At 64.5% G+C, this 24168-nt stretch carries 18 protein-coding genes and 1 pseudogene; 6 read left to right on the top strand and 13 right to left on the bottom strand.

All coding sequences use genetic code 11. The features are described from left to right. Nucleotides 1–527: 527 nt before the first annotated feature. The 8 genes and pseudogenes from gatB to ACVIW0_RS16850 form a co-directional block, all read right to left on the bottom strand. The gene (gatB, locus tag ACVIW0_RS16885) at nucleotides 528–2015 is read right to left on the bottom strand and encodes an Asp-tRNA(Asn)/Glu-tRNA(Gln) amidotransferase subunit GatB (protein WP_461353335.1); all 1488 of its coding nucleotides are present in this window, start codon (nucleotides 2013–2015) and stop codon (nucleotides 528–530) included. A 430-nt stretch (nucleotides 2016–2445) separates the two neighbouring features. After that, nucleotides 2446–3807, bottom strand: a complete 1362-nt coding sequence (locus tag ACVIW0_RS16880; RefSeq protein WP_461357351.1) for a patatin-like phospholipase family protein — start codon at nucleotides 3805–3807, stop codon at nucleotides 2446–2448. 174 nt (nucleotides 3808–3981) lie between these two features. Next, nucleotides 3982–4266, bottom strand: coding sequence for a hypothetical protein (locus ACVIW0_RS16875; protein ID WP_461353334.1), 285 nt, complete (start codon nucleotides 4264–4266; stop codon nucleotides 3982–3984). A gap of 3 nt (nucleotides 4267–4269) precedes the next feature. Further along, a complete protein-coding gene (gene gatA, locus ACVIW0_RS16870; protein WP_461353333.1) occupies nucleotides 4270–5745 on the bottom strand; it encodes an Asp-tRNA(Asn)/Glu-tRNA(Gln) amidotransferase subunit GatA in 1476 nt (491 codons plus the stop codon). Next, nucleotides 5742–5972 carry a hypothetical protein gene (locus tag ACVIW0_RS16865; RefSeq protein WP_212013330.1) on the bottom strand — a complete coding sequence of 77 codons (231 nt, stop codon included), beginning with the start codon at nucleotides 5970–5972 and terminating at the stop codon, nucleotides 5742–5744. The genes gatA and ACVIW0_RS16865 overlap by 4 nt, the downstream gene beginning before the upstream one ends. A gap of 23 nt (nucleotides 5973–5995) precedes the next feature. Next, nucleotides 5996–6283, bottom strand: coding sequence for an Asp-tRNA(Asn)/Glu-tRNA(Gln) amidotransferase subunit GatC (gene gatC / locus ACVIW0_RS16860; protein WP_456754390.1), 288 nt, complete (start codon nucleotides 6281–6283; stop codon nucleotides 5996–5998). A 537-nt stretch (nucleotides 6284–6820) separates the two neighbouring features. After that, a pseudogene (locus tag ACVIW0_RS16855) lies at nucleotides 6821–7902 on the bottom strand (NAD(P)H-dependent flavin oxidoreductase). A gap of 8 nt (nucleotides 7903–7910) precedes the next feature. Then, the gene (locus tag ACVIW0_RS16850; protein WP_461357350.1) at nucleotides 7911–8915 is read right to left on the bottom strand and encodes an NAD(P)H-dependent flavin oxidoreductase; all 1005 of its coding nucleotides are present in this window, start codon (nucleotides 8913–8915) and stop codon (nucleotides 7911–7913) included. An 89-nt stretch (nucleotides 8916–9004) separates the two neighbouring features. On the opposite strand from ACVIW0_RS16850, the gene ACVIW0_RS16845 reads away from it, so the two are divergent. Continuing rightward, entirely contained in the window at nucleotides 9005–9895 is an 891-nt protein-coding gene (locus ACVIW0_RS16845; RefSeq protein WP_461353332.1) for a LysR substrate-binding domain-containing protein, read from the top strand. 22 nt (nucleotides 9896–9917) lie between these two features. Here ACVIW0_RS16845 and ACVIW0_RS16840 read toward each other — a convergent pair whose 3' ends face one another. Then, complete coding sequence (locus ACVIW0_RS16840; protein WP_461353331.1) at nucleotides 9918–12086, bottom strand: DNA/RNA non-specific endonuclease; 2169 nt, start codon at nucleotides 12084–12086, stop codon at nucleotides 9918–9920. 227 nt (nucleotides 12087–12313) lie between these two features. Here ACVIW0_RS16840 and ruvX point away from each other — a divergent pair, with 227 nt between their 5' ends. Beyond that, nucleotides 12314–12796: a Holliday junction resolvase RuvX gene (ruvX, locus tag ACVIW0_RS16835; protein ID WP_461353330.1), complete on the top strand. Its 483-nt coding sequence runs from the start codon at nucleotides 12314–12316 to the stop codon at nucleotides 12794–12796. 2 nt (nucleotides 12797–12798) lie between these two features. Continuing rightward, nucleotides 12799–13725: an AEC family transporter gene (locus ACVIW0_RS16830; protein ID WP_461353329.1), complete on the top strand. Its 927-nt coding sequence runs from the start codon at nucleotides 12799–12801 to the stop codon at nucleotides 13723–13725. A 26-nt stretch (nucleotides 13726–13751) separates the two neighbouring features. Here the strand turns inward: ACVIW0_RS16830 and ACVIW0_RS16825 are convergent, their stop codons facing one another. The 4 genes from ACVIW0_RS16825 to ACVIW0_RS16810 form a co-directional block, all read right to left on the bottom strand. Then, a complete protein-coding gene (locus ACVIW0_RS16825) occupies nucleotides 13752–14963 on the bottom strand; it encodes an ABC transporter substrate-binding protein (RefSeq protein WP_461353328.1) in 1212 nt (403 codons plus the stop codon). A 231-nt stretch (nucleotides 14964–15194) separates the two neighbouring features. After that, nucleotides 15195–16385 (bottom strand): calcium-binding protein, encoded by a 1191-nt coding sequence (locus ACVIW0_RS16820; RefSeq protein WP_461353327.1) that lies wholly within the window; start codon nucleotides 16383–16385, stop codon nucleotides 15195–15197. A 226-nt stretch (nucleotides 16386–16611) separates the two neighbouring features. After that, nucleotides 16612–17382 carry a lysostaphin resistance A-like protein gene (locus ACVIW0_RS16815; RefSeq protein ID WP_461353326.1) on the bottom strand — a complete coding sequence of 257 codons (771 nt, stop codon included), beginning with the start codon at nucleotides 17380–17382 and terminating at the stop codon, nucleotides 16612–16614. Nucleotides 17383–17392: 10 nt separating this feature from the next. Beyond that, nucleotides 17393–19036 (bottom strand): acyl-CoA dehydrogenase family protein, encoded by a 1644-nt coding sequence (locus ACVIW0_RS16810; RefSeq protein WP_461353325.1) that lies wholly within the window; start codon nucleotides 19034–19036, stop codon nucleotides 17393–17395. Nucleotides 19037–19348: 312 nt separating this feature from the next. Here ACVIW0_RS16810 and ACVIW0_RS16805 point away from each other — a divergent pair, with 312 nt between their 5' ends. From ACVIW0_RS16805 to ACVIW0_RS16795, 3 genes are read left to right on the top strand one after another with little or no spacing between them, the layout of a single operon-like run. Continuing rightward, the gene (locus ACVIW0_RS16805) at nucleotides 19349–20944 is read left to right on the top strand and encodes an HlyD family secretion protein (protein WP_461353324.1); all 1596 of its coding nucleotides are present in this window, start codon (nucleotides 19349–19351) and stop codon (nucleotides 20942–20944) included. Beyond that, on the top strand, nucleotides 20941–22161 hold the full coding sequence (locus tag ACVIW0_RS16800; RefSeq protein WP_461353323.1) for a hypothetical protein: 1221 nt from the start codon (nucleotides 20941–20943) through the stop codon (nucleotides 22159–22161). Before ACVIW0_RS16805 ends, ACVIW0_RS16800 begins: the two co-directional genes overlap by 4 nt. Then, the gene (locus ACVIW0_RS16795) at nucleotides 22161–24137 is read left to right on the top strand and encodes a glycosyltransferase family 2 protein (protein WP_461353322.1); all 1977 of its coding nucleotides are present in this window, start codon (nucleotides 22161–22163) and stop codon (nucleotides 24135–24137) included. Before ACVIW0_RS16800 ends, ACVIW0_RS16795 begins: the two co-directional genes overlap by 1 nt. The last annotated feature ends 31 nt before the right edge of the window (nucleotides 24138–24168 follow it).

Genomic DNA, 24168 nt, shown 5'->3' with positions numbered 1-24168 from the left:
ACACCAACAGACCGAAAAAAACAGTGTCCCGCTTAAGGAAGTGTTGACGCAGCGATGGCAGTGCGCACAGCGCGCGCCGCCGTTCAAATCGACGATGCGTTCGCGCGACAATGCAAGAAGTGCAACGGCGGCCGACGTCGGCATTTGTCAACATCGCAGGAAATGCCTTGTATTGCAGGCTTTCGCTGAATTCGCATCGAAGCGACCGACGCGCGATCGTCGTTGCGCTGAGTCGCGAGCGACGACGAAAAGCGGCACGACGCCGACGCCGAGTCGCAATTTTTGGCAATGAAAAAATTTTCGTGGGAAAGGCGGCTTTTGCCTCGTTTGAGGTCGTCCGAGCCGGTTTCGCGAACGAATCGCAGCTTCGCCGATTCGGCGCCGAGGGCGTCAGTGCGCCCCGTCGCGGGAGGCTGTGAGCTCGGATCACGCCGCATTCACGCGCGCGCGACGAGGTGAGAGGCGACCGCGCGAGAGCATGATCCGGTTGGATCATGCGCCAAGGACAACACCATTGTCCTGTCGGTTCAGATGCCGAGCTTCGACTTCAGGAGCTCGTTGACCGCCTGCGGGTTCGCCTTGCCGCCTGACGACTTCATCACCTGACCGACGAACCAGCCGACCAGTTGCGGCTTCGCCTTGGCCTGCTCGACCTTGTCGGGATTGGCCGCGATGATGTCGTCGACCACCTTCTCGATCGCGCCGAGATCGGTGACCTGCTTCATGCCGCGCGTCTCGACCAGCGCGCGCGGATCGCCGCCCTCCTGCCAGACGATCTCGAACAAGTCCTTGGCGATCTTGCCGGAAATCGTTCCCTCGCCGATCAGGGCGACGATCGCGGAGAGTTGCTCGGCCGACACCGGCGAAGCTGCGATGTCGACGCCTTCCTTGTTGAGACGGCCGAACAGCTCGTTGATCACCCAGTTGGCGGCGAGCTTGCCGTCGCGCGCCTTGTCGGCAAGGCCCGCAAGCACCGTCTCGTAGAACTCCGCGCTCTCGCGCTCGGCGACCAGCACGCTCGCATCATAGGGAGACAGCCCGAAGCCCGTAATGAAACGGGACTTCTTCTCATCCGGCAGTTCCGGCAAATGCGCCTTGAGATCGTCGACGAAGGCCTGGCTGAATTCGAGCGGCAACAGGTCGGGGTCCGGGAAGTAGCGATAGTCGTGCGCTTCTTCCTTGGAGCGCATCGAGCGGGTCTCGCCCTTGTTCGGGTCGAACAGCCGGGTTTCCTGGTCGATCGAGCCGCCGTCCTCGATGATCTCGATCTGGCGCCGCGCCTCGTACTCGATCGCCTGGCCGATGAAGTTGATCGAGTTCATGTTCTTGATTTCGCAGCGGGTGCCGAACGCGGTCTCGCCGTAACGGCGCACCGAGACGTTGACGTCGGCGCGCAGGCTGCCCTTCTCCATGTCGCCGTCGCAGGTGCCGAGATAGCGCAGGATCGAGCGCAGCTTGGTGACGTAGGCCTTGGCCTGCTCGGCGTCGCGGATGTCGGGCTTGGAGACGATCTCCATCAGCGCGACGCCGGAACGGTTGAGGTCGACATAGGTCATCGTCGGCGACTGGTCGTGCAGCAGCTTGCCGGCGTCCTGCTCCAGATGCAGCCGCTCGATCCCGATCGTGGTGCTGCGACCGCCGTCGAGCTCGAGCGACACCTCACCCTCGCCCACGATCGGCGACTTGTACTGGCTGATCTGGTAGCCCTGCGGCAGGTCGGGATAGAAGTAGTTCTTGCGGTCGAACACCGAGCGCAGGTTGATCTTCGCATTCAGCCCGAGGCCGGTGCGCACCGCCTGGCGGACGCACTCCTCGTTGATCACGGGCAGCATGCCCGGCATCGCGGCATCGACCAGCGAGACATGGGAGTTGGGTTCGCCGCCGAACGCGGTCGATGCGCCGGAAAACAGCTTTGCGTTCGAAGTCACCTGGGCATGGATCTCCATGCCGATCACGACCTCCCAATCGCCGGTGGCGCTCTTGATCAGTTTATGCGGGGCGGCAGCTGCTGTCATGGGTCTCGGTTTCCGGACAAAGTGATATCTGGGATGGATTGGGCTTCGCGCAACCGACACCGCCAGTCAAGCCGCCTTGCTGTCCCCTTGCGGCCCGCGCTGGGCGCACTGTAGCCCACGAAAGCACTAACACCTCATCCTGAGAGGATGTGAATGTATTCAGTGTCGTCCTGGCGAAAGCCAGGACCCATTACCCAACCGCTTGCTGTTGTGCGACGCTCGGGCCACTATCGCGCGCTCAATCGAACTCGGTGGTTATGGGTCCTGGCTTTCGCCAGGACGACGGCGTGGGGAGGCCGCTCGCTACAATTTCTCAGACCGTCATCCTGAGGAGCCCGCAAAGCGGGCGTCTCGAAGGATGTAGGCCACAGAGGGGCCTCATGGCTCGAGACGCGCGTTCCGCGCTCCTCACCATGAGGGGCTAACAGCATCACAGCCCGCGCCGGAACTGCTGATAGGCCTTGCTCGAGCGCAGCGCGTCCGCGCCGCCCACGATCAGCTGGTCGACCTGCTCCGGCGGCAGCGACAACCGCGTCGGGATGGCGTTCAGGATGCCGGCCCGCTCCGGTCCGAGCCGGTCGAAGCCGAGCCGCTCGACATAGATCGCGACGTCGCCGCATTTCCAGCCGGCGCCAACCCCGAGCCTCGAGCGATCCGCCGCCGACAGGCCGCAGCGCCAGCGCTTCAGCTTGCCCGACCAGTCGTCGGCGAGCGCGGTGAAGGCCGCATAGCTCGAGCGCACGCTGGCATCGATCGCGGTGTCGGCGGCCGCCGACACCAGTTCGACACCGCTCGGCCCTTCGAGCGTCTGCACGAAATCGCCCGAGATGCCGCGGCCGGCATCGACCACCAGGAACAGGATGCGCTTCAGCCTGGCCGCCTGCCGTTCGCTCAGGGGTTCATAGGGATGCTGCGCGGCGAGCAGACCGATGCTCAGTCCCGACAGGCCGTAATTGTCGACGAGACCGCCGTCGAGCAGCTTGACGTAGCGCATCGAGCCGTCGCGGTAGCGCGCCTGGGCCTCGGCGTAGGAACGCAGCAACGGCTGCGCGTTCGGATCGTTGCGCACCCGGTCGTACCAGGGCGGCAGCGGCGCGGCGCAGCCGCCGGGATAGGTTTGCAGCACGATCGGCGCGAACGCCAGCGGCACCGCGGCCGACGCCGCCACCGCTTCGGCGACACGATAGGAGCGGATGTCGCTGCACAGCGCGTCGAACGACGTCTTGCCGAACACGAACGGCGTGCGGTTGTAGATGTCGGAGGCGTTGATCCACACCCGCGGCCGGCGGTCGTCCGGCAATGCCTCGAACCGTGCGTGGTCGAATAGGTTCTGATCGAGCCAGTCGGTGAACTGGCTGTCGTTGACGCCGCCGCCCAGCGCGCGCCCGATATTGCCGAGCGAGATCCTGGTCTTCAGTCCCTCCTCGGCATTGCGCAGCAGGAAACGTTCACGGAAATCGGCGAGCGCCGCGCGGCGCTTCAATCCGAAATAGGCGGCGGTGATCGATCCGCCGGAGACGCCGGACACGAAGTCGACGCGGTCGAGCAGCGTCTTGGTGCCCGCCACACTCGAATGCGTATGGTCGAGCTCCTCCAGCACGCCGAAGGAAAACGCCGCCGCGCGGGTGCCGCCGCCGGAGAACGACAGCGCAAGCAGCAGGTCATCTTCGTAGGTCGGAAAATCGCGGGCGCTGTTGTTGTCGGCGAGCGCGGCACCGAGCGGCACGTTGCCGGGGAGATTGTAGACGGACGCGCAGCCGGCAAGGCCCGCCGCCACCCCGGCCACCAGCAGCGCTGACAGCCATCCCCCTATCCCCGACCCACGCACGACTACTCTCTACTGCCGCTGGCCCCCGCCCGGTTCCATTAGCCTATCACGGCCAATCTGGGCGGCGGCATGGCGGCCGAAACAGGGTTAATGATCGCGGTGCCAAGACACCGGCATCCAGCACCGGCGCTCACACGCTCACGAGGCCGAAAGCGTGGAGACGATCCGCTCCCATTCAGCCTCAACCGTGTCCGTTGCGATCGGTTGGCCGGCCCGGCGATACCAGTAGCCGGCATTGGAAAGATCGCCCTCGACGCGATGCAGATAGGCGTGCACCCAGGCCGAATTGGCGTCGCTCTCGTCCTGCACGATGCGGTGCGCCTGGTCCCAATCGCCCTTCCTGGCCCACCACAATGCAGCGAGTTGCGGCGACAGCGCCGGATCCGGCGCAGCGTCATTCAGACTGGCACGGAAATCCGCCATCGCTCACCACCATTTTGGCGCCGTGAAACGTCCCGCCGCCTGCTCGATGACTTCGCCGAGCGAGAACAGCGTCTCCTCGTCGAACGGACGGCCGATCAGTTGCAGGCCGAGCGGCAGGCCCTGCGCGTCCTTGCCCGCGGGCACGGCGATGCCCGGCAGGCCCGCCATGTTCACGGTCACCGTGAAGATATCGTTGAGATACATCTCGACCGGATCGGCGCCGCCCTTCTCGCCGATGCCGAACGCCGCCGACGGCGTCGCCGGCGTCAGGATCGCGTTCACGCCCTTGGCGAAGCAGTCCTCGAAATCCTTCTTGATCAGCGCCCGCACCTTCTGCGCGCGCAGATAATAGGCATCGTAGTAGCCGGCAGAGAGCACATAGGTGCCGATCAGCACGCGCCGCCGCACCTCATCGCCGAAGCCGTCGGCGCGGGTGTTCTCGTACATCTCGATGATGTTCCTGGCCGGCTCGCGCAGCCCGTAGCGCACGCCGTCATAGCGCGCGAGGTTCGACGACGCTTCCGCCGGCGCGACGATGTAATAGGCCGGCAGCGCGTATTTGGTGTGCGGCAGCGACACCTCGACGAGCTCGGCGCCTGCGGCCTTCAGCCACTGCGCGCCCGCTTCCCAAAGCTTTTCGATCTCGGCCGGCATGCCGTCGAGACGATACTCCTTGGGGATGCCGATCTTCATGCCCTTCACGGACTTGCCGATCGCGGCTTCGTAGTCGGGCACGGCGATGTCGACCGAGGTGGTGTCCTTGGGATCGTGCCCCGCCATCGAGCGCATCAGGATCGCGGCGTCGCGCGTGGTGCGCGCGATCGGGCCGGCCTGGTCGAGCGAGGATGCAAACGCCACGATGCCCCAGCGCGAGCAGCGGCCATAGGTCGGCTTGATGCCGACGGTCGCGGTGAACGCGGCGGGCTGGCGGATCGAGCCGCCGGTGTCGGTCGCGGTCGCGCCCATGCAGAGCAGTGCAGCCACCGCGGAGGCCGAGCCGCCCGACGAGCCGCCCGGCACCAGCGTGGTGTTGGACCCTTCGCGCCGCCACGGATTGGTGACCGGGCCGAAGCACGAGGTCTCGTTCGACGAGCCCATCGCGAACTCGTCATTGTTGAGCTTGCCGAGCAGCACCGCGCCGTCGCGCCAGAGCTGTGAGGTCACCGTCGACTCGTAGGGCGGAATGAAATTGCCGAGGATCTTCGAGCACGCCGTGGTCCTGATATCGCGGGTCGCGAACAGGTCCTTGATACCGAGCGGAATGCCGGCAAGCGGTCCACCCTCACCCTTGGCAATTTTCTCGTCGGCGGCCCTCGCCATCTCGCGCGCGCGGTCAGGTGTCTCAAGCACATAGGCATTGAGCACCCGCGCGGCTTCGATGGCGGCGAGATGTGCGTCGGTCAGTTCGCGTGCGGTGAAAGACTTGCTCGCCAGGCCCTCGCGGGCCTCGGCGATCGTCAGCGATGTCAAATCGGTCATTTATTGATCGGGCTGCAGAAGAACGGAGACAGGGTCTTGTCGTTGGCGGGGTCGTCGAGCCGGGCCTTGGCATTCTCCTTGGCGCGCTCGGCGTCGAGCGCCTCGAGATGGTCGAGCACGGCGTCCATCGCCGCGTTGGGATCGGCGACCTTCCCCTTGCGCTCCACCGCATCGAGGAAGTCCATATAGGCCTTGTAGGCCTTCTCATCGTCGCAGAGCAGACACATCGGGATCGTCCCAGTACAGAGAGCTACTCGACCACCTTCGGCACCAGGAAGAAGTCGTTCACGGTGTCGGGCGCATTGCGGACGATGATATCGGCGATCTCGCCGTCATTGACCACGTCGGCGCGCTTCTTCATCTCCATCGGAGTCACCGAGGTCATCGGCTCGACGCCCTCGATATTCACTTCCGAGAGCTGCTCGACAAAGGCCAGCATCGCGTTCAGCTCGCCCTGGAGATGGGGAACTTCAGCGTCGCTGACCGCGATCCGCGCCAGATGCGCGATGCGGCGGACGGTCGTGGCGTCGACGGACATTATATAGGGCCTCAAGGCTGAAAGATCAGCCTGCCGTATAGCAGAGGCCGGTTTTGCGCCGCAACAGCGCCGGCCAAGGCCCAGCCCGAAGACCGTCGCCGGACCGCCCGCGGGCCCCGGCGCCGACGATTCGGCGGCAAAACCGCACTACGAAACCACTTTACCGGCCCGGCGCAGTCATCCGGAAACATTCGCGGCGCCTACTTCTTCCAAAGAGAAGACTACGGGAGTCCGTCATGTCCATGCCCGAAACCACCCCCCAGCCGGGAGGCTGGGACCCTGCGCTGTGGTCGATCGGTACCGTGATCGGTGTCGCGATCCTTTACGTGGCCTGTCTGGTCTGAGCGAGGGATAGCCATGTCCCAGGCAAAAATTCTGCAGGACAAGGCCGAGATGTTCGAGCGCCGTGCCGAAAGCGCCACGGATCCGATCTCCCGGCAGCATTACAGGGAAATGGCCGCGCACTACCGCAGGCTCGCGCGACCGAACATCTGGAAATCAATCCGAGCGAGCCCGCGCGTCAGGCTTGAGATCACGTCAGGCCTGAGAGAGCGCCCCCATTCGCGCCAGCGCGGCGCCTGCCAGTTCCCGGGTCAGTTCGGCCGCGGGCATCTCCTTGCCCATCCGCACCGCCTGCCCGGCCCACAGATTGGTGAAATCGACCTTGCCCTGCTGTTCGGCAGCCGCCTTCAGCGGGCCGAGCGCGGTTGCCGCATGCGGAAACGCCGGCGCGTCCGGTGAGATCGGGCCGACCTCGCGCATCACGCGGTTGGCGACGCCGCGCGCCGGGCGTCCGGTCATCACATTGGTGATCACGGTCGATTCATCGCTCGCCTGCGCCAGCGCCATACGGCCCGGCGCGGTCACCTTGGACTCCGGGCAGCGCAGATAGGCGGTGCCGATCTGCACGGCGGACGCGCCGAGCGCCAACGCCGCGGCGATGCCGCGTCCGTCGGCGATGCCGCCGGCCGCGACGACCGGCACCTTCACCGCATCCACCACCTGCGGCAACAGAGAGAACGTGCCGGGCTGCTGGGAAATATTGTCGGTCAGGAACATGGCGCGATGGCCGCCGGCGTCGGCGCCCTGCGCGATGACGACATCGGCACCGTTCTCTTCCAGCCAGATCGCCTCCTTCACCGTGGTCGCCGACGACATCACGATGGCGCCGGCCGCCTTCACCCGCTGCAGCAGCCTTGGCTCCGGCAGGCCGAAATGGAAGCTGACGACCTCGGGCTTCAGCTCCTCGACCACGGCGCAGAACGCCGCATCGAACGGCGCGCGGTTCGCGGCGTTGATCTGCGCATTGGGATCGAGGCCGTGCTCGCGATAGTAAGGCGCCAGCCGCTGCCGCCATTGCGCCTCGCGCGCCGGATCGGCGTCGACCGCCTTGTGACAGAAGAAGTTGAGATTGACCGGCGCCGACACGCGCTGGCGGATGATGTTGACCTGCTCGCGCGCGTTCTCGGCCGACAGCATCGCGCGCACGGCAGCGAGCCGAGCCCGCCGCCCTGCGCCACCGCGATCACCAGCTCCGCATCCATCACGCCGGCCATCGGCGCCAGCACGATCGGGAATTCGGTCTTGAAGCGATCGATCAATCGACGGTCCGGCCACATGGTTTGCCTCATGCCTGTTCAGTCAAGGTGGAAAGAGAATTACGACGCCCGCGCAGAACCTGTTCGGCTTCTGAAGTGATCCTGTCAACGATCTCCGCCGCCGGCGGAACGTCGTGGATTAACCCAACCGCCTCTCCAGCGATGACGGCGGCGACGTCGAAATCGCCGCGCAGCCTGGCCTCCGCATAGTCGGCCGCAACCTGCTTCACGTTCTGCAGCAATTCGACCTCACGTCCCGTCCAGCGCCGGACATGATCATTGACAAGGCAACGCCCATTGAACGGAGCCGGCCAGACATTGTTGCGTGACAGATCGAAGATAATGCCGCGCACCGTCTCCCCGCTCCTGGCGGCGCAGACCCGCCGTTTCGCGTCGTCGGCGATGTCGGCCTCCTGGCTCGCATAGAACCGCGTGCCGAGCAGCACGCCGGATGCGCCGAGCATCAGCATCGCGGCAAGACCTCGGCCGTCCGCGATGCCGCCGGCAGCAACCACCGGCACACGCCCGGCCGCGAGATCAACGATCGCCGGCACAACATCAAGGGTGGTCCGCGATGCGCCGTGACCGCCGGCCTCGGTCCCCTGCGCGACGAGGACGTCGGCACCGGCATCCAGCGCCTGCTGTGCCATCGTCTCATCCTGCACCTGGCAAATCAGGCGTGCGCCGGCTTGCTTGATCCGAGGTCCGAACGGCCTTGGATCGCCAAACGACAGCATGATCGCGCGCGGTTGAGCGGCGAGCGCAACGTCAAGCAGTTCCGGCTGCTTCGCCATGCTCCAGGTGATGAAGCCGATGCCGAAAGGGTTCACCGCCTTGCGAAGCTTCGCCGTCTCCTGCTCGAGCCATGACCGGTCGCCATAGCCGCCGCCAAGGATGCCGAGGCCGCCGGCCCCGCTGACTGCGCCCACAAGCCTTGCGCCCGCAACCACATCCATCGGCGCCAGCAGGATCGGCTGACGGATTCCCAAAAGCGCGGTCAGCGGCGTGTCGATCGACATGGCGTTCCTCCGGATGATGGACTTTCAGACTAAGGCCGGCTAACATTCTGCGAAAATGAATACTAGAGAATGCTGCCATCTCTAAAATGAAACGGTGGTCCCGGATGGAATTGACCGACCTGCTCACCTTTTCCACGGTCGCCCGGCTCGGCGGCATCACCCGCGCCGCCGACGAGCTCAACACCGTGCAGTCCAACGTCACCCAGCGCATCAAGGCGCTGGAGGCCGAGATCGGCACGGCCCTGTTCGAGCGCCACAGCCGCGGCATGTCGCTGACCGGCGCCGGCCGCCGGCTATTGCCGTATGCGCAGCGGATGGCGGCGCTGACGCGCGAAGCCGTGCTCGCCGCGCGCGACGACGGCGAGCCGAAAGGTCCACTGTCGATCGGCTCGATGGAGACGACTGCTGCGGTCCGGCTGCCAATGCTGCTCGCCGAGTTTCACCGCCGCTATCCGGCGGTGCGGCTGACCTTGCGCACCGCGCCGACAGCCGATCTCGTTGCTGCCGTGCTCGACGGTTCGCTCGACGGCGCCTTCGTCGCCGGCCCGATCGAGCATGCCGAACTGCTGGCGACATCGGCCTTCACCGAGGAGCTGGTGCTGGTCACCGCGCAGCGCTGGACATCGCTGTCAGCATTGCGCGCCGGCACGCCGGAGTCGGGGCCGACCGCGCTGGTGTTCCGCACCGGCTGCACCTACCGGCAACGGCTCGAACAGGTGTTCACCGAATTCGGCTGGCCATCCGCCGCACGCTTCGAGCTCGGCACGCTCGACGGCATGGTCGGCTGCGTTGCCGCCGACATGGGCGTGACGCTGCTGCCGCGCGCCGTGGTCGAGCGCGACCACGTCCAGCGCGACATCAAGATCCACAAGCTCAGTCCGCAGCATGCCCGCGTCGAGACGCTGTTCATCCAGCGCCGCACCGCGCATCAGTCCAGCGCCTTGCAGGGGCTGGCAGCCTGCCTTGGCGGCAACGACCGGGTGATCGCCGCCTGAGGCCCACCCGGATCGCGCTGGACTAGATCCGGATATCGTCGAACGTATCGATCCGGCGCGGCCCGACCGCTGTCGCCTCATGCGTGTCGATCGAATCGAGATCGCCGAAATCGAGCTTGGTCAGCTTGGTCAGGTCAGGGATCGAGACCTGGAACACCTTGACATCAGCCTCGGACAGCTTCTCCTGGATGCGGTCGATATCCATGATCAGGTCGCGCTGGCTCATCAGGAATGCGGCAGCCTTCAGCCCGCCATTGTCGTCGTCCTTGGTGATCAGGATCTTCCAGAAGTATTTTGGAATCTGCACGCCGCCAAATGTCGGGTCCTTGTGCGCCTTGCCGGCCGGATCGGGCAGATCGCTGCCGTCGGCGTCGGGCCCGTCGAACACCGGTCCGTTCATGACGATGCCTCTCTTCTCGTCCTTCAGCAGCACGTCGCGCGTGTAGTCCTCGAGGCCCGCCCACAATTGCTTGCCCTGGTTGAAGGAGAAGAATTGCGGCGAGCAGTTGGTGAAATGGAAGGAATCGTCGCCGTGCTGCTTGGCCTCATCGACGGTATCGCCCCAGGTGGCGTCGAGGCGGCGCACCAGATGGCCGCGATCGAACGGGTTGGCGCTGCGGTCGGCTTCGAAGCTCGACTGCTTCTTGTAGAACTCGTCACCGATCTGGAACGCGGCGTCGATGCGCGGATCCCTCAGCCAGGAATCGCCCTCGCGCTTGCCGACGTCCTGCTGCTTGCCGCCGTCGATGTTGACGCAGCTGAAGAAGGCGAGCTTGCGCTCCTTGTTCATCACCACACTGTAGTTGAAATATTTCAGCTCGGACTTGCCCGAACTGCCCTTTACCGTCGCCACCTTCGATTTCAGCCCGGCCGGAATCTTCGGCAGCGGCACCGACAGCTTGCCGCTGCCGATGAAGTTGGGCTTGTATCCCGGCCGCGAGCCGAGCGTGGTCTGGTCGATATGGACCGCCTCCATCGTCATGCCGGTTGCGGGTCCGATCTGCGGTCCGGCCGGGACGATCGGAGGTGCCGCGACCGGCGGCGGCGCGGGCGGCGGTGTGACCGGCGCGATCTGCCGCTTGATCACCGGCATCGGAACGCGGATCGGAACCACCAGCGTGGTCGCATCGTCGGATTGTTCCAGCCACATGGTTGGGCCGGCAACGGTCGAAAGGCCGAAGAACTCGCTTGGCGAGGCCGGCGGTGACGGCGACCGGGGCTGCGGCGGCGGTAGCTGATCGAGCACCGGCTTGATCACCGCGTTGGACCCGACCGCGACCTTGAGGTCGGCAACGATCGCGCTGATGCGCACCCCCTCGTTCGCGATCCAGTCGATCAGCGTCTCGTCCATCGAGGCGTCCCAGACCTTGCCGTCCTTGGTCAGGAATCGGCCTTGCGAATCCTTCTTCGGCACGCCGCTGTGATGCAGCGCGATCACCTGCCAGAACCGGTTGAAGGCGGGCGAGCCCGAGGATCCCGCGGTGGTGTCGGTCATGTACCAGACGAAGTCGCCGGCATATTTGAGCAGCTTGTTCTCGCGCACGCAGACCTGCTTGGTCTGTCCGCTTGGGTGCTGGATGATGGTGAGATATTCGCCGGGATCGCCCTTGCCGGGCTCGCCGTTGAGCGGCAGCCAACCCCATTCGGCAAGCTCGCGTCCGCCGGTCTGCGAGGTCGGCGCCACCGCCACGATCGAATAGTCCAGCCGGTCATTGGTGTAGAAGAATTTCGCGGGCTGAAGGCCGAACCGGACCGGTGCGCGCTCCATCCCGGCAATGTCGAGCTCGAAGTCGAAATCGGCGATCGAGTTGACGGCGTCGGCCGGATTGCCGAACACATGATGATTGGTCATCAACAGGCCGGGGCCGATCAGGAAGCCGGTCGCGTATCCGACCAGGTTGGCGCGGACATCCTTCAGCTGAATGCGGCAGATCGGGTGCGAGGCCTGCGTTCCCTTGGCGAGGTAGTTGATGCTGTCGAGGTCGTTGCCCTGGATGATCCGCTCCAGCCCGATCTGAACCATGGTCGGATCGTCGGTCTGCTCCAGCAGCTGGCGCTGGCGCAGCTGCTTCCGCTCGACCGTCATCTTGAGCGGGCCGTCGCCGAGCTTGCGGTCGAGCTCCGCCGGCGAGAAATCGGCCTGCTTGAGGCGCTGCTCCGACGCGGCGATGAGGTTCGGTTTGATCAGCATGATGCTCTCCGCTCAAAATGAAAAAGGAAAATTCCGCGCGTGACCGCCGGAGCGCGCATCCGCAAGAATCGCACCGTCAAAACGAACCGACTGTTGCCTGGATCACAACCTGAAATGATATTTTGTTGCATTCTCACGCATATCGAGAACAGATTTCTATGAGGGAGACGCGACATCCGGAACGACAATTTGCCGCACCGGCTGCGCGCATGGTAAGCGCTTGCGCCATGCCCGCCCCCATCCTTCCCCTGATCGAGGCCGCGCCGCACTGGCCCGAGCGCGGCGCGCTTGTCGGCCTCGACCTCGGCACCAAGACAATCGGCGTTGCCGTGTCGGACCCGGACCGGCGGCTCGCGACCGGCGTCGAGACCATCCAGCGCAAGCAGTTCAAGGTCGATGCGGCGCGGCTGCTCGCGATCGCAGCGGAGCGCAATGCGGTCGGCTTCGTGCTCGGCCTGCCGATCAACATGGACGGCAGCGAAGGTCCGCGCGCACAATCGACCCGGGCCTTCGCCCGCAACCTCTCAGGCCTCACCGCGCTTGCGATCGGGCTGTGGGACGAGCGGCTGTCGACCGCCGCCGTCGAGCGCGAGCTGATCGGGATGGACGTCAGCCGTAGCAGGCGCGCCGAGGTGATCGACGAGCATGCCGCGATGTTCATCCTGCAGGGTGCGCTCGACCGGCTGGCAAAGCTGCGCGGGGAGCGCTGACCATGGCCGTGGTGATCGCGGCGCTGCTGCCGGTGTTCCTCTTGATCGTGCTCGGCGTCGTCCTCAAGCGCACCCTGATGCGGCTGGAGACCCAATGGCACGGGCTGGAACAGCTGACGTATTACGTGCTGTTCCCGGTGCTGCTGGTGCAGACGCTGGTGAAGGCCGATCTGTCCACGGTCCCGGTCGCAGGCGCCGGCGGCGCGCTGCTGCTCCCGGCGCTCGTGATGTGCCTGCTGTGTCTCGCGCTGCGCGCCCCGCTCGCCCGCGCCGGCGTCGACGGTCCCGCATTCAGCTCGATTTTTCAGGGCGCGACGCGCTGGCAGACCTATGTTGCGCTGTCGGTGTCGGGCAATCTGTACGGCAAGGTCGGCCTTGCGCTCGCGTCGGTCGCGATGGTTGCGATCATCCCGCTGGTCAACGTCTTCAGCGTCGCCGTGTTGGCGAAATATGCCTCGTCCGGGAAGCGGTCGGCGGGCGCGATCGTGATGACTGTGGTGAAGAACCCGCTGATCTGGGCCTGCGTGATCGGGCTTGCCATCAATGTTGCGCATATCCCGCTGCCGAAAATCTGGCACGATGTCGCCGATGCGCTGGGCGGCTCGTCGCTGGCGATCGGCCTGCTGGTCACCGGCGCCGGCCTGCATCTGGAGGGCATCTTCCGCCCCAGCCTCGCCGCCAGCGTCGCGCTGGCGCTGAAACTTGTCCTGATGCCGGTGCTGACGGTCGCGCTCGCGGTGTGGTTCGGCGTCACCGGCGCCAATCTGGCCATCGTCGCCGCCTGCGCCGCGGTGCCGACCTCGCCGTCAGCCTATGTGCTGGCGCGCCAGATGGGCGGCGATGCGCCGCTGCTCGCTCAGATCATCACGCTGCAGACGATTTTGGCGGCGATCACGATGCCGATCGTGATTGCCGCGGTCGGGCTGTAGGGCGCGGCAGCCTGCGCTGATGATCGCTATTTCCCGCTCGATCCGGTGAACGCCGTGTCGATCACGTCACCGATCGGCTGCCAGCTGCGGCCATCGAACTGCAGCAACCGCAATTGCTCGACCGGCCGGAAGCCACTGCTGTTGATCTTGATGCCCGGCAGCAGGGCCGATGCCTGGTAGTCCCTCAGCGCCGCGGCCTGCTTCATGACGTTCTCGCGCGACAGATCGTTGCCGCATTGCCTGAGCACCTGGACCAGCGTCTCGGCGGCGGCATAGCCATAGACTGCGGCCGCATCATCCTTGCCGCCGGCTTTAATATATTTGTCCATGAAGCTGCGCCAGGCGCCCTGATCGTCCCTCCAGGCCGGATCGCTCGCGTCCTTCAGGAAGGCGGCGGTGATGACCCCGGTCGCATTCTCCGTGCCGGCCGGCCTGAGCACCGTCTCGATCGATGACGCCATCTGGTTCACGACAAACACCGGCCGCCAGCCATGGTCGGCGGCAGCCCGGATCACCTTGGCGGCATTTTCCGGCACACCGGCGAACACGAAGACTTCGGCCCCCGATTGCTTCAGGATCGAGACGTGGCCGTCCAGATGCTGATCGTCGACATCATAGGCGATGTCGACCCTGAGATTGTGGGCGACGTCACCGAGCCCCTGCACCAGCCCCTTGAACAGCTCCCGCCCGAACTGGTCGTTCTCCCAGAGCGCCACGATCTTCTTTCCGGGATAGAACGCCTGAATGTAATTGGCGTAGATGCGCCCCTCCTCGCGGTACGAGGGCTGCCAGCCCATGGTCCACGGATAGACCGAGGGCTCGCTGAGGTCCTGGTCGCCAGAGGCGACAAAGAGTTGGGGCACCTGTCGTTCGTTGAGATATTTCCGCACCGCGAGATTCCCCGGCGTGCCGAACGAGCCGAACATCAGAAGCACATTGTCGGTCTCGACGAGAATCCGCGTCAGGTCCATGGCGTTGGATGCATCCGACAGATCGTCGTAGGACATGAAGCGAATCTTGCGGCCGTTGACGCCGCCGCGTTCATTGATCATCTCGAAATAGGCGGCTTCCGCCTTGCCGATCTGGCCGAAAATCTCCAGCGCGCCGCTATACGGCATCAGATTGCCGATCCGGATCTCGGTGTCGGTCACGCCCCCATCGCGCACCTGCTGCGTGATGGCGCCGAGAGAGGCCAGCGCGACGACGCTGGCCAGAAGAATTCGGAACAACGTAGCCATGGCAAGAGCTCGCACGACGGCAGCCGCCGCTGCCTAGTTTCGATCCGGCCCGCGCTCGTTCATTGATCCAGATCAATAGCACTTTGCAGGGATCGCCGACACCCCTCCGCCCACCTTCTGACATGCGCCGGCGCGCCGCTACCGGTTCCGGATCGTCTATTTGCAGACGATCCGGGCGACGATCACGTTGCGTCGACGTACTGTTCCAGCGAGGACTTCGCGGTGTCCCGCTCAGCTGATGATCTTGAAGTCGCCTGCCACCACACTCGCGGCAGTTGCCCCGTTCAGCCACACTGCGGTGTCGGAACTAACCTGAACCACGAAGTAGGCGCCATTCTGATAGGAATGCGCGAGCACATCGGCAAAGGACTGGAAGCCTGAACCATTGAGCTGCACCGTGTCCTTGCCCTCGGTCCAGTCCTGCACCACGTCGATGCCGCCCTGGCTGACATTGAAGGTATCCGTGCCGATGCCCGTGCCCGGACTACCGCCGTTACCGCCATAATAGTAATTCACGCCGGTGCCGCCGTCGAAATAGTCGTTGCCGGCGCCGCCGATCAGAACGTCGACACCCGCGCTGCCATACATCACGTCGTTGCCGGCGCCGCCGTACTGATAGTCGTTGCCCGGCCCGCCGTACAAGGTGTCGTTGCCATCGTCGCCGATCTCGGTGACGTTGCCGGTTGCGCCCGCGATCTCGACATCGTTGCCGGCGCCGCCATAGGCCACGTTGCGTCCCGCGAGACCGGTGGATAGATAGAGCCAGTCATCGCCGCCGCCGCCTTCGAGCAGATCGCGGCCATCGCCGCCGACCAGCGTGTCGTTCTGGGATCCGCCATACAGGCTGTCGTCGCCGGCCCCGCCATACAGGCGCGCCGCGCCGACCGCAACCATCAGATCATTGCCGTCGCCGCCAAATGCGACGTTCGGGATCGAATAGAGGGCGTCATCGCCGGCACCGCCGTAGATGATACCCGTATCGCCCTGCTGGATGTAGCTCGGAATCAACGGACTGCCAGGGCCACCGATGGGTATGTATGTCTCGTACGAATAGCCCGGCGAGCCATAGATCGTGTCGTTGCCGTCTCCGCCATAGATCACGTTGGGTTGGTATTCGGCGACGTTCGGAAACGACGCACCTTGAAGGATCGCACTGTCCTGGCTTGCATAAATGATGTCATTGCCGGAGCCGCCGTAGAGGTAGTCCGTAGCGAACGCATTGGCTGGCGTGCTTCCACTACCTTCCCAGCCCGGCGAAGTCGCGTTGTCGCCGTACAGGACGTCGTTGCCGTCGCCGCCGTAGACGCTATCGCCGCCAATGCCGCCCGCCAGCGTGTCGTCGCCGCCATAGCCGTTGTTGACGTCGTTGTCGCTTCCGCCGACGAGACTGTCGTTGCCGGAGCCCCCATTATAGGTCGCCATCGCATTCTCTCCGAATGGCTTTGAAACCTTCAAGCCGCCATATGCGCTGCGGATACTACACCACTCTCTCGGAGGTTGTGTGACAATCCTGTCATGCGTCGGCGCCCGAAAGCGCCGCGTCGACATCTGCTTGCCCCAATCATCGCGCTACGGAAGATTAGGCGTAGGAGCCAGGCGCGAGAAAGCTAGCAATGTTCATGACGAAGCGCCTGGACCAATTGGACGGTCAGCCCGCCAGCCACCAGGTCTGGATCGTCGCGGCAAAGTTGTTCAGGCCGTGCAGCAGGATGGTCAGCCAGGTCGAGCCGGTGCGGAAACGCAGATAGCCGAACAAAAGCCCGATCGTCAGCACCTGGCAGAGGAAGAACCAGTCGTATTGCAGATGCATCACCGTCCAGACGATCGACGACAGTAGGATCGCGCCATAGGGCCCGAGCCGGGATTCCGACCAGCCGCGATAGAGCCAGCCGCGCGCGAACAGCTCCTCCCAGAGCGGCGCGGCGACGGCAAAGGCGATCACCAACAGCCACAGCGCGCTGTGCTCCTGCGCCGATTTCAACACGTCGCCCATAAAGCCGGGCGCCACCTCGCGGCCGGCGGCGCGGGACACCATGTCCCAGGCGCCGACCAGCACGATCAGCGCGACGATGCCGATGATCACGTTCTTCCACGACGTGCCGCGCAGCCCGAGATAATCGGCAAACGAGAGTCCGGTCCGGCGGATCGCGAACCACAGCACCAGCAGCACCATCGGCAGGCCCGCGAGGACCGAGAGCGAGATCGTCAGGCCGTCGGCGACCACATGGGTGATGCCCCCTGCCGACATCTCCCCGCCCTGCGCGATGATGCGCCAGACGATGACCGCGACCTGGCCGAGGAACATCGCGGCGAAGATCAAGAAACCCCACAGCGCGGTGCCCCAGAACTTCCAGACCCGCGGCGGGCGTGGCGACGGTTCGATCGCGGCCGGCGAAGTATCGGGATTGAGTGCATCCATCAGCAAACTTTCATGGTAGCGCCCGCGCCAGCAGCGCGCGTTGATCGGTTTCGGAAAGATCCACCGCGCCGTACATGCCGGCGTGGCGTTCGGCAAGCCGTGTCGCTGCGAACAGCTCGGCGTGTTTTGGCGAGACCTGGTTGAGCGCCGCGGTGGCCGCCAGCAGCGCCAGCTGTTCGACCGCGAGCCGCGCGATGCGCTCGCTGTCGGGACGGCGGAACGACTGCCCGATCGATGCGACGGTCTCGGCGGCGCCCGGCAGGCCCTTGGTCTGGTCGGCGAGCCCACGCAGCACGGCGAGCGCGGCATCGGCCTCGCGGCCGAGCGCGCGCAGCACGTCGAGGCACATCACGTTGCCGGAGCCTTCCCAGATCGCGTTGACCGGCGACTCCCGATAATGGCGCGCCAGAATGCCCTCCTCCACGTAGCCATTGCCGCCGAGGCACTCCATCGCCTCATAGAGGAAGCCGGGTGCGTTCTTGCAGGTCCAGTATTTGATCGCCGGCGTCAGCAGCCGCATATAGGCGGCCTCGCCCGCGTCGCCAGGCGCGCGATCGAAGGCGCGGCACAGCCGCATCACCAGCGCAATCGACGCCTCGACATGCAGCGCCATGTCCGAGAGCACCGCCTGCATCAGCGGCTGGTCGGCGAGATGCTTCTGGAACACGCTGCGATGCCGCGCGTGATTGAGCGCATGCGCGAGCCCCGAGCGCATCAGGCCGGCGGATGCGATCGCACAATCCTGCCGCGTCAGTTGCACCATCTGGATGATGGTACGGATGCCCTTGCCCTGCTCGCCGATCAATTCGGCATAAGCGCGATAGAATTCGACTTCCGAGGACGCATTGGAGCGGTTGCCGAGCTTGTCCTTCAGGCGCTGGAAGTGGATCGCGTTGACGGCGCCGTCAGGCGCAAAGCGCGGCATGAAGAAACAGCTCAAGCCGTCCTTGGTCTGCGCCAGCACCAGGAACGCGTCGCACATCGGCGCCGACATGAACCATTTGTGCCCGGTGATGCGATAGCCATCACCGTCGCGCTCGGCGCGCGTCATGTTGGCGCGCACATCGGTGCCGCCCTGCTTCTCGGTCATGCCCATGCCGAGCGTCATGCCGCGCTTGGTCCACCACGGCGCAAAGCTCGGGTCGTAGGCGCGCGTTGCGATGACCGGCATCGTCTTCGCCAGGATGTCCGGCTGCGAGGCCAGCGCCGCGACCGAGGCGCGGGTCATCGTGACCGGACAGAGATGGCCGGTCTCGACCTGCGCGGCGATGTAGAATTTAGCCGCGCGCACCACTTCGGCCGCGTCGCCGGCCGGCTTGCCGTCCATGGTCCAGGTCGAATTGTGCACGCCGGCATGCGCCGAGTGCGCCATCAGCTCGTGATAGGCCGGATGAAACTCGACCTCGTCGCGGCGATTGCCCCTGGCATCGAAGGTGCGCAGTTTCGGCGCGTTCTCGTTGGCAACGCGGCCGCGCTCCGCCATGGCGGCGGAGCCCCAATGCCTGCCGAAATCCGATAACTCGGCCGTGGCCGCGGCGCCGCCATTGGCCGCGACGGCCGCGACCAGCGGCGCATCCGTGGTGAACAGGTCGACATTCCAGAACGGCGGCGACTGGTTGAGCACGTCGTGGGTGGCAAACGGAGCCTGCGTCATGGTCGCCTCGGCAATGGGTCTCTCGCTGCGCGCTTGATCAGACGGACGGTCGGGATCACGGGCTATTCGTCACGCGTTGGAATCGGGGGATCATAGCCCGCCAGGAGGCGCCGGGCAGCGAAAATACGGCTTCTGTTGGGCCGCCTATTCCTGAATTGGGCTGATTTGCCCGACGTGCCCGCACAGTGCCGGTGCAATACCGGCGTGGCCCAGGCCCCGGAAAGCCGCGAGCGCATGACCTCGACTGACCGTCCGTCCTTGCAGTTGGAACCTGTTCTCCGGTCTGGAGACCACCTCTCGTGGTGCTCGTTCTTGCTGCATTTTTCATCGCCGCATTTTTGGCAGCAACCAAATGCGGTCAGCATTGTTGCAGTTGCTAACCGGCGCCGCGAAAAACAGTCAGCCAACGAGAAGTGCGCTTCCAGGGCCCTCCCAACCGAGAGAGAACTGATGATTGATAGATCCGAAACCCGCGGCACCGTGCGCAAACATCAGGGAATACTGAGAATATCCGCGGTCGGCGTCGCGGGATTGCTATCCATTCTGATGCTGACGGCGGTAGCGCCCCCGATCATTGCAGATCAGTCCGATCGCGCCGTAGTCAACGCGCCCGTTACGCTTTTGACGGCGCCAATCAGTGGCGAAATCGATTCGTTGACGGCGCTTCCGGGCCACGACGTCCGCGATGGCGACACGCTGGCGCAAATCAGCAATCCAAGACTTGATCGCTGGACGCTCATCTCGTTGCAGGAGAAGGCGTCCGACGCACGGCAAAAGCTCGATGCGACGCGCTCAAAATACGACTCGGACGTCAACTATGTTTCGTCTCTCGACGGCGAGCTCGCTGACCAGACAAACCAGCTCAAGGGCCAATTCCAGTCGCAGATCGAGGAGCTCCGCGCCCGCGTTGCTCAATCCAACGCTGCGACAAGTGAAAAAAAAGCCCTGGTCGACAGACAGAGCAATATGGTGACACGCAATGCCGCGAGCATGGACATGCTCAGGCCGACGACCCAGCAATATGCTGCGGCGATGCATGGCGCGGATGCAGAAGTGGCCAAGCTCAATCAAAAAACGGCACAGCTCAACGCCCTGAGCAAGGGCATCTATATCGGCGACGAGTTGGTTGCGCTCAACAATCTGGCTCAGAAACGCAGGGACATCGATCTGGACGCCAAGCGGATGAAAATCGAGGAAAGGCAGCAGATCGCGGTGCTCGCCGACCTGGAGCAGCTGATCGACGCCGAACAAAAACGGCTGGCGACTTTGGCCGACGCCAAAGTCCTTGCGCGCGGCCAGGGCAAGGTATTGACCGTCGGCGCCGCGATGGGGCGACACGTGAGCGCCGGTGATACGATCAGCTCCGTCATCAACTGTGACAAGCCCTTTGTTGTCGCCATCTTCTCCTATCGGCAGGGCCAGAGCATGACGCCCGGCACGCGCGTCCGCATCGACGGGAGTTCGTTGCGATCCGGCCTCGTCACTGCGGTTATGCCGAAGACCAGCGACAAGACCGATGAACGCTTTGCCGTTCCGTTCCCGCAAACCGAGCGGCGCGAGCTCTACGCCATCATCACCCCGGACGCGCCGAGCGACGGCGGACCAGTTCGGCAAGCAGCCACGGCGGAGGCGTCCGCCTGCCCGGTCGGGCAATGGGTGACGGTGACCCGCGAGAACGGTGTCGTCCCCTCGATGTCGGTCACGTGGCGGCGGCTCGGCCATTTCGTTGCTTCGTGGATCCGGGACGACGCAGGTACCGTCAACGCCGCGCAGAGCACGTCATCGGACGCGGATGCGCGCCGAGCCGGCATCGCTCGTCTGCAGGATGCATTCCGGGACTCGCAAGCGCAGCAGCCAACGGCCGACGAGAATGGCTCGCCCGGAACTCGTACCCTCGTATCGCGATGAAGTCTGCCATCGTGATGACGCTATGCGCGGTCGTCCTGGGCGAGCCCGCAGCGGGCCGCGCAACTCCAGCCGCAAACACATTCTGCGCTGGGTTGAAAAGGGCCGTCGCCCCGCGCGCAAGCGCGGCCGACGCGGTTTTCATCCGGAGTTATGAGCCCGGCACGGATGAATCGACGCTTCCGGCGGGTCTCGCCACGACGGCGTTCGTCTACGATAACGCGCTCGCCGCCATTGCGCTGGTTGCCTGCGGCAATGTGTCGGAAGCAAGACCGATCGGCAACGCGCTGAGCCGCGCTGTTGGCAAGGACCGCAGCTTCGATGATGGCCGCGTGCGCAATGCCTATCGTGCCGGCGCGGTGAACAAGGTCGCTCCCGATCTGCCGGGCTGGTGGGATGGACATGCCAATATCTGGGCGGAGGACGCGGCGCAGGACGGCAGCTCGACCGGAAACGTTGCCTGGGCCGCATTGGCATTGCTGACGCTGCATCAGGCAACCGGGGACCCTCAATATCTCGCCGACGCAAGGCGCCTGATCGACTGGGTGATCGACACAACCGCTTCCCAAGACGGCTTCTACGGCGGCTTCCACGGCTATGATCCGAAGCAAGTCAAGCTCACCTGGATGTCGACCGAGCACAACGCCGATGTTCACGCCGCCGCGCGCTGGCTGTTTCGCCTGACCGGCGACCAGAGATACGACGGCGCAGCCGGACAGGCCAAGCGTCTGCTCGATCGCGCCTTTCGCGGCGATCATTTCCTGCTTGGGACCAAGCCTGACGGCAGCCTTGCGAACGAAGGCTTGCTCGCGCTCGACGCTCAGCTTTGGCCCTGGATGGCAATCCCTGAATCGCCCCCGGCGTGGAAGAGCACGCTCGGCTTCGCGAAAGCTCGTCTCGGGGTCGATGGCGGCTTTGATTTCAACGGCGATCACGACGGCCTCTGGGTAGAGGGCACGGCGCAGGCTGCCCTGGCCTACCGGATCGTCGGCGACACCCACGAAAGCGATCGGCTGCTAAGTAGCCTACAGGCGGACCAGACGCCGTCCGGCCTGCTCAATGCCGCACGGCCGGCGCGACTGACGACGGGATTGTCCATCGATCCAACCGGCGGCGATCCCGACTTTTTCTATTATCGCCGCCCGCATCTCGGCGCGACGGCGTGGGCCGCGCTGGCTGAAACAGGCTGGAATCCGTTCACCGGAAAGAGGATACGCTGATGTTTCCGACTGCCGCTGATAATTCATCGATCCTGACCATCGACATCGGAATTTTGCTCGGGCTTCTGGTCATGGCCCGACTGCTGGAGCCGCTGCGCGCCGGCCACCGTATCCTGTTCGGAGCGACGACGGCGGCGCTTCTGACCGTTTACGCGCTGTGGCGCTGGAACGATACGCTGCCGCCATTTGAGTGGTCGGCGCAAAGTCTCTGGCCGCGGCTCTTCATTGTGTTCGAATCGCTTGCGATCCTCTACACGCTGATCTCGATCGTCATCCTGTTCCGCAGCACCGACCGCAGCGCGCAAGCCGACGCCTCACAACAGCTTTTGGCTTCGGAAGATCGCAATCCGGCCGTCGACATCTTCATCTGTACCTATGACGAACCACTCGAAATCCTCGAGCGATCGATCCTGAGCGCACTGGCGCTCGACTATTCCCATGCGACGGTCTGGGTGCTCGATGATACGAGACGCGAATGGCTGCGGGACTATTGCGATCAGGTCGGCGCGCGTTACCTGACGCGGCCCGATAACAAGGGCGCCAAGGCGGGCAACCTCAATAACGGATTGATCGCGACCGCCCGCGCGACCAATGCGCCGATCATTCTGGTGCTCGATGCGGATTTCGCGCCACGGCGAGATTTCCTGAAGCGCACAATCGGCGTGCTGCTGTCCGATCCGGGGGTTGCGATCGTGCAGACCCCGCAATTTTACTACAACGCTGATCCGATCCAGCATAATCTGCTGGCCGAAAAGAGCTGGGTCGACGATCAGCGCTTCTTTTTCGACATCTTTCAACCGGCCAAGGATGCGTGGGGCTGCGCATTCTGCGTCGGCACCTCCTTTATCGTTCGCCGCGACCGTCTGAATGAGATCGGCGGCTTTCCCGAGCAGGCCGTCTCGGAGGATATCAATCTCACCTACACCATGCTGGCGCACGGCTATCGCACAGCCTGGCTTAACGAGCCGCTCAGTTTCGGACTTTCAGCCGAAGGCATTCCGGAATATGTCACTCAGCGAGCTCGCTGGTGCCTCGGCACGATCCAGGTCGCCCTGCTGCGCAACGGACCGCTATTTGGCCGCGGCTTCCGCTTCACCGAGCGCTGGCACTATCTGCACGGCGTGCTGAACTGGCTCTCCAAACCGTTCATGGTCCTGTTGTTGATTGCGCCGACAATCTATTGGTTCGGCGGGCTGCCCGCATTCGAGGCCGACTATCATTCCTTCCTGCGCTACGGCATGCCGGCCCTGCTCGGGCAAATCATCTACATGAGCTGGATATCGCGCGCGCGGACGCTGCCCTTGTTCATGGAGGCGACCCACGCCGTCACCTGCTTTGCGGTGACCGCAACCTTGTTCACCGCCATCGTCAAGCCATTCGGACGCCCCTTCAAAATCACCGACAAGGGAGGCGATCGATCGGCGCCGCGCGTTCGCTGGAAGCTTGCCGCCATCTTTGGGTTGATCGCGGCAAGCTCCGCAGCCAGCATCATATGGGAGTTCATCTCCCCATACGCCGCCGACGAAATCTCCTCTCTCGATTTCTTCAACCTGTTGTGGGCGGCCATCGCGATGTTGATCGCCTTCATCGCGTTTCTGGTCTGCTTCGAAGTCCCGCGTTCCGGTCACATGTTCGAGACGAACGAGCTTGTCTGGCTCGCCTGCGAAGGAAAAATCCTCTCGTGCCGCCTGCTCGCAATATCGCCATCCTCGGTGCGGCTCGCGGGCGCAGCCGGCGAGACGCTAGAGCTTGCCGGCTGGCGCTATAAGATTCACCTGGAGGGTTTGGGATGGACCGACATGTCCATGGTCTCGCGATCCGGCCGCACGGTGCTGGCGCGTCTCGAGCCGAGCGCTGAACAGTATCAGCGCCTGGTGGTGCGACTGTTCAGCGCGTCCCAAGACAACGTTGCCTGTGTCGCCAGTCTTCGCGGCACTCTGGCCGGGTTGCTGCGCCGCGGGTTTATTGGCGTTTAGCTGAGCTCGAGCCGGTCGGGTTGCCGTCGGA

This window comes from Bradyrhizobium sp. USDA 4454 (assembly GCF_054822705.1).
Note: the sequence above shows the minus strand (reverse complement) of the source record. Positions and strands in the feature narration are given on the sequence as shown.

Bases quoted from the DNA above. Each gene is read 5' to 3' on its own strand.
- gatB (WP_461353335.1), bottom strand. From the start codon at position 2,015: ATGACAGCAGCTGCCGCCCCGCATAAACTGATCAAGAGCGCCACCGGC.
- ACVIW0_RS16845 (WP_461353332.1), top strand. From the start codon at position 9,005: ATGGAATTGACCGACCTGCTCACCTTTTCCACGGTCGCCCGGCTCGGC.
- ruvX (WP_461353330.1), top strand. From the start codon at position 12,314: ATGCCCGCCCCCATCCTTCCCCTGATCGAGGCCGCGCCGCACTGGCCC.
- ACVIW0_RS16810 (WP_461353325.1), bottom strand. From the start codon at position 19,036: ATGACGCAGGCTCCGTTTGCCACCCACGACGTGCTCAACCAGTCGCCG.
- ACVIW0_RS16875 (WP_461353334.1), bottom strand. From the start codon at position 4,266: ATGGCGGATTTCCGTGCCAGTCTGAATGACGCTGCGCCGGATCCGGCG.
- gatA (WP_461353333.1), bottom strand. From the start codon at position 5,745: ATGACCGATTTGACATCGCTGACGATCGCCGAGGCCCGCGAGGGCCTG.
- ACVIW0_RS16840 (WP_461353331.1), bottom strand. From the start codon at position 12,086: ATGCTGATCAAACCGAACCTCATCGCCGCGTCGGAGCAGCGCCTCAAG.
- ACVIW0_RS16865 (WP_212013330.1), bottom strand. From the start codon at position 5,972: ATGTGTCTGCTCTGCGACGATGAGAAGGCCTACAAGGCCTATATGGAC.
- ACVIW0_RS16795 (WP_461353322.1), top strand. From the start codon at position 22,161: ATGTTTCCGACTGCCGCTGATAATTCATCGATCCTGACCATCGACATC.
- ACVIW0_RS16825 (WP_461353328.1), bottom strand. From the start codon at position 14,963: ATGGCTACGTTGTTCCGAATTCTTCTGGCCAGCGTCGTCGCGCTGGCC.
- ACVIW0_RS16800 (WP_461353323.1), top strand. From the start codon at position 20,941: ATGAAGTCTGCCATCGTGATGACGCTATGCGCGGTCGTCCTGGGCGAG.
- gatC (WP_456754390.1), bottom strand. From the start codon at position 6,283: ATGTCCGTCGACGCCACGACCGTCCGCCGCATCGCGCATCTGGCGCGG.
- ACVIW0_RS16815 (WP_461353326.1), bottom strand. From the start codon at position 17,382: ATGGATGCACTCAATCCCGATACTTCGCCGGCCGCGATCGAACCGTCG.
- ACVIW0_RS16830 (WP_461353329.1), top strand. From the start codon at position 12,799: ATGGCCGTGGTGATCGCGGCGCTGCTGCCGGTGTTCCTCTTGATCGTG.
- ACVIW0_RS16820 (WP_461353327.1), bottom strand. From the start codon at position 16,385: ATGGCGACCTATAATGGGGGCTCCGGCAACGACAGTCTCGTCGGCGGA.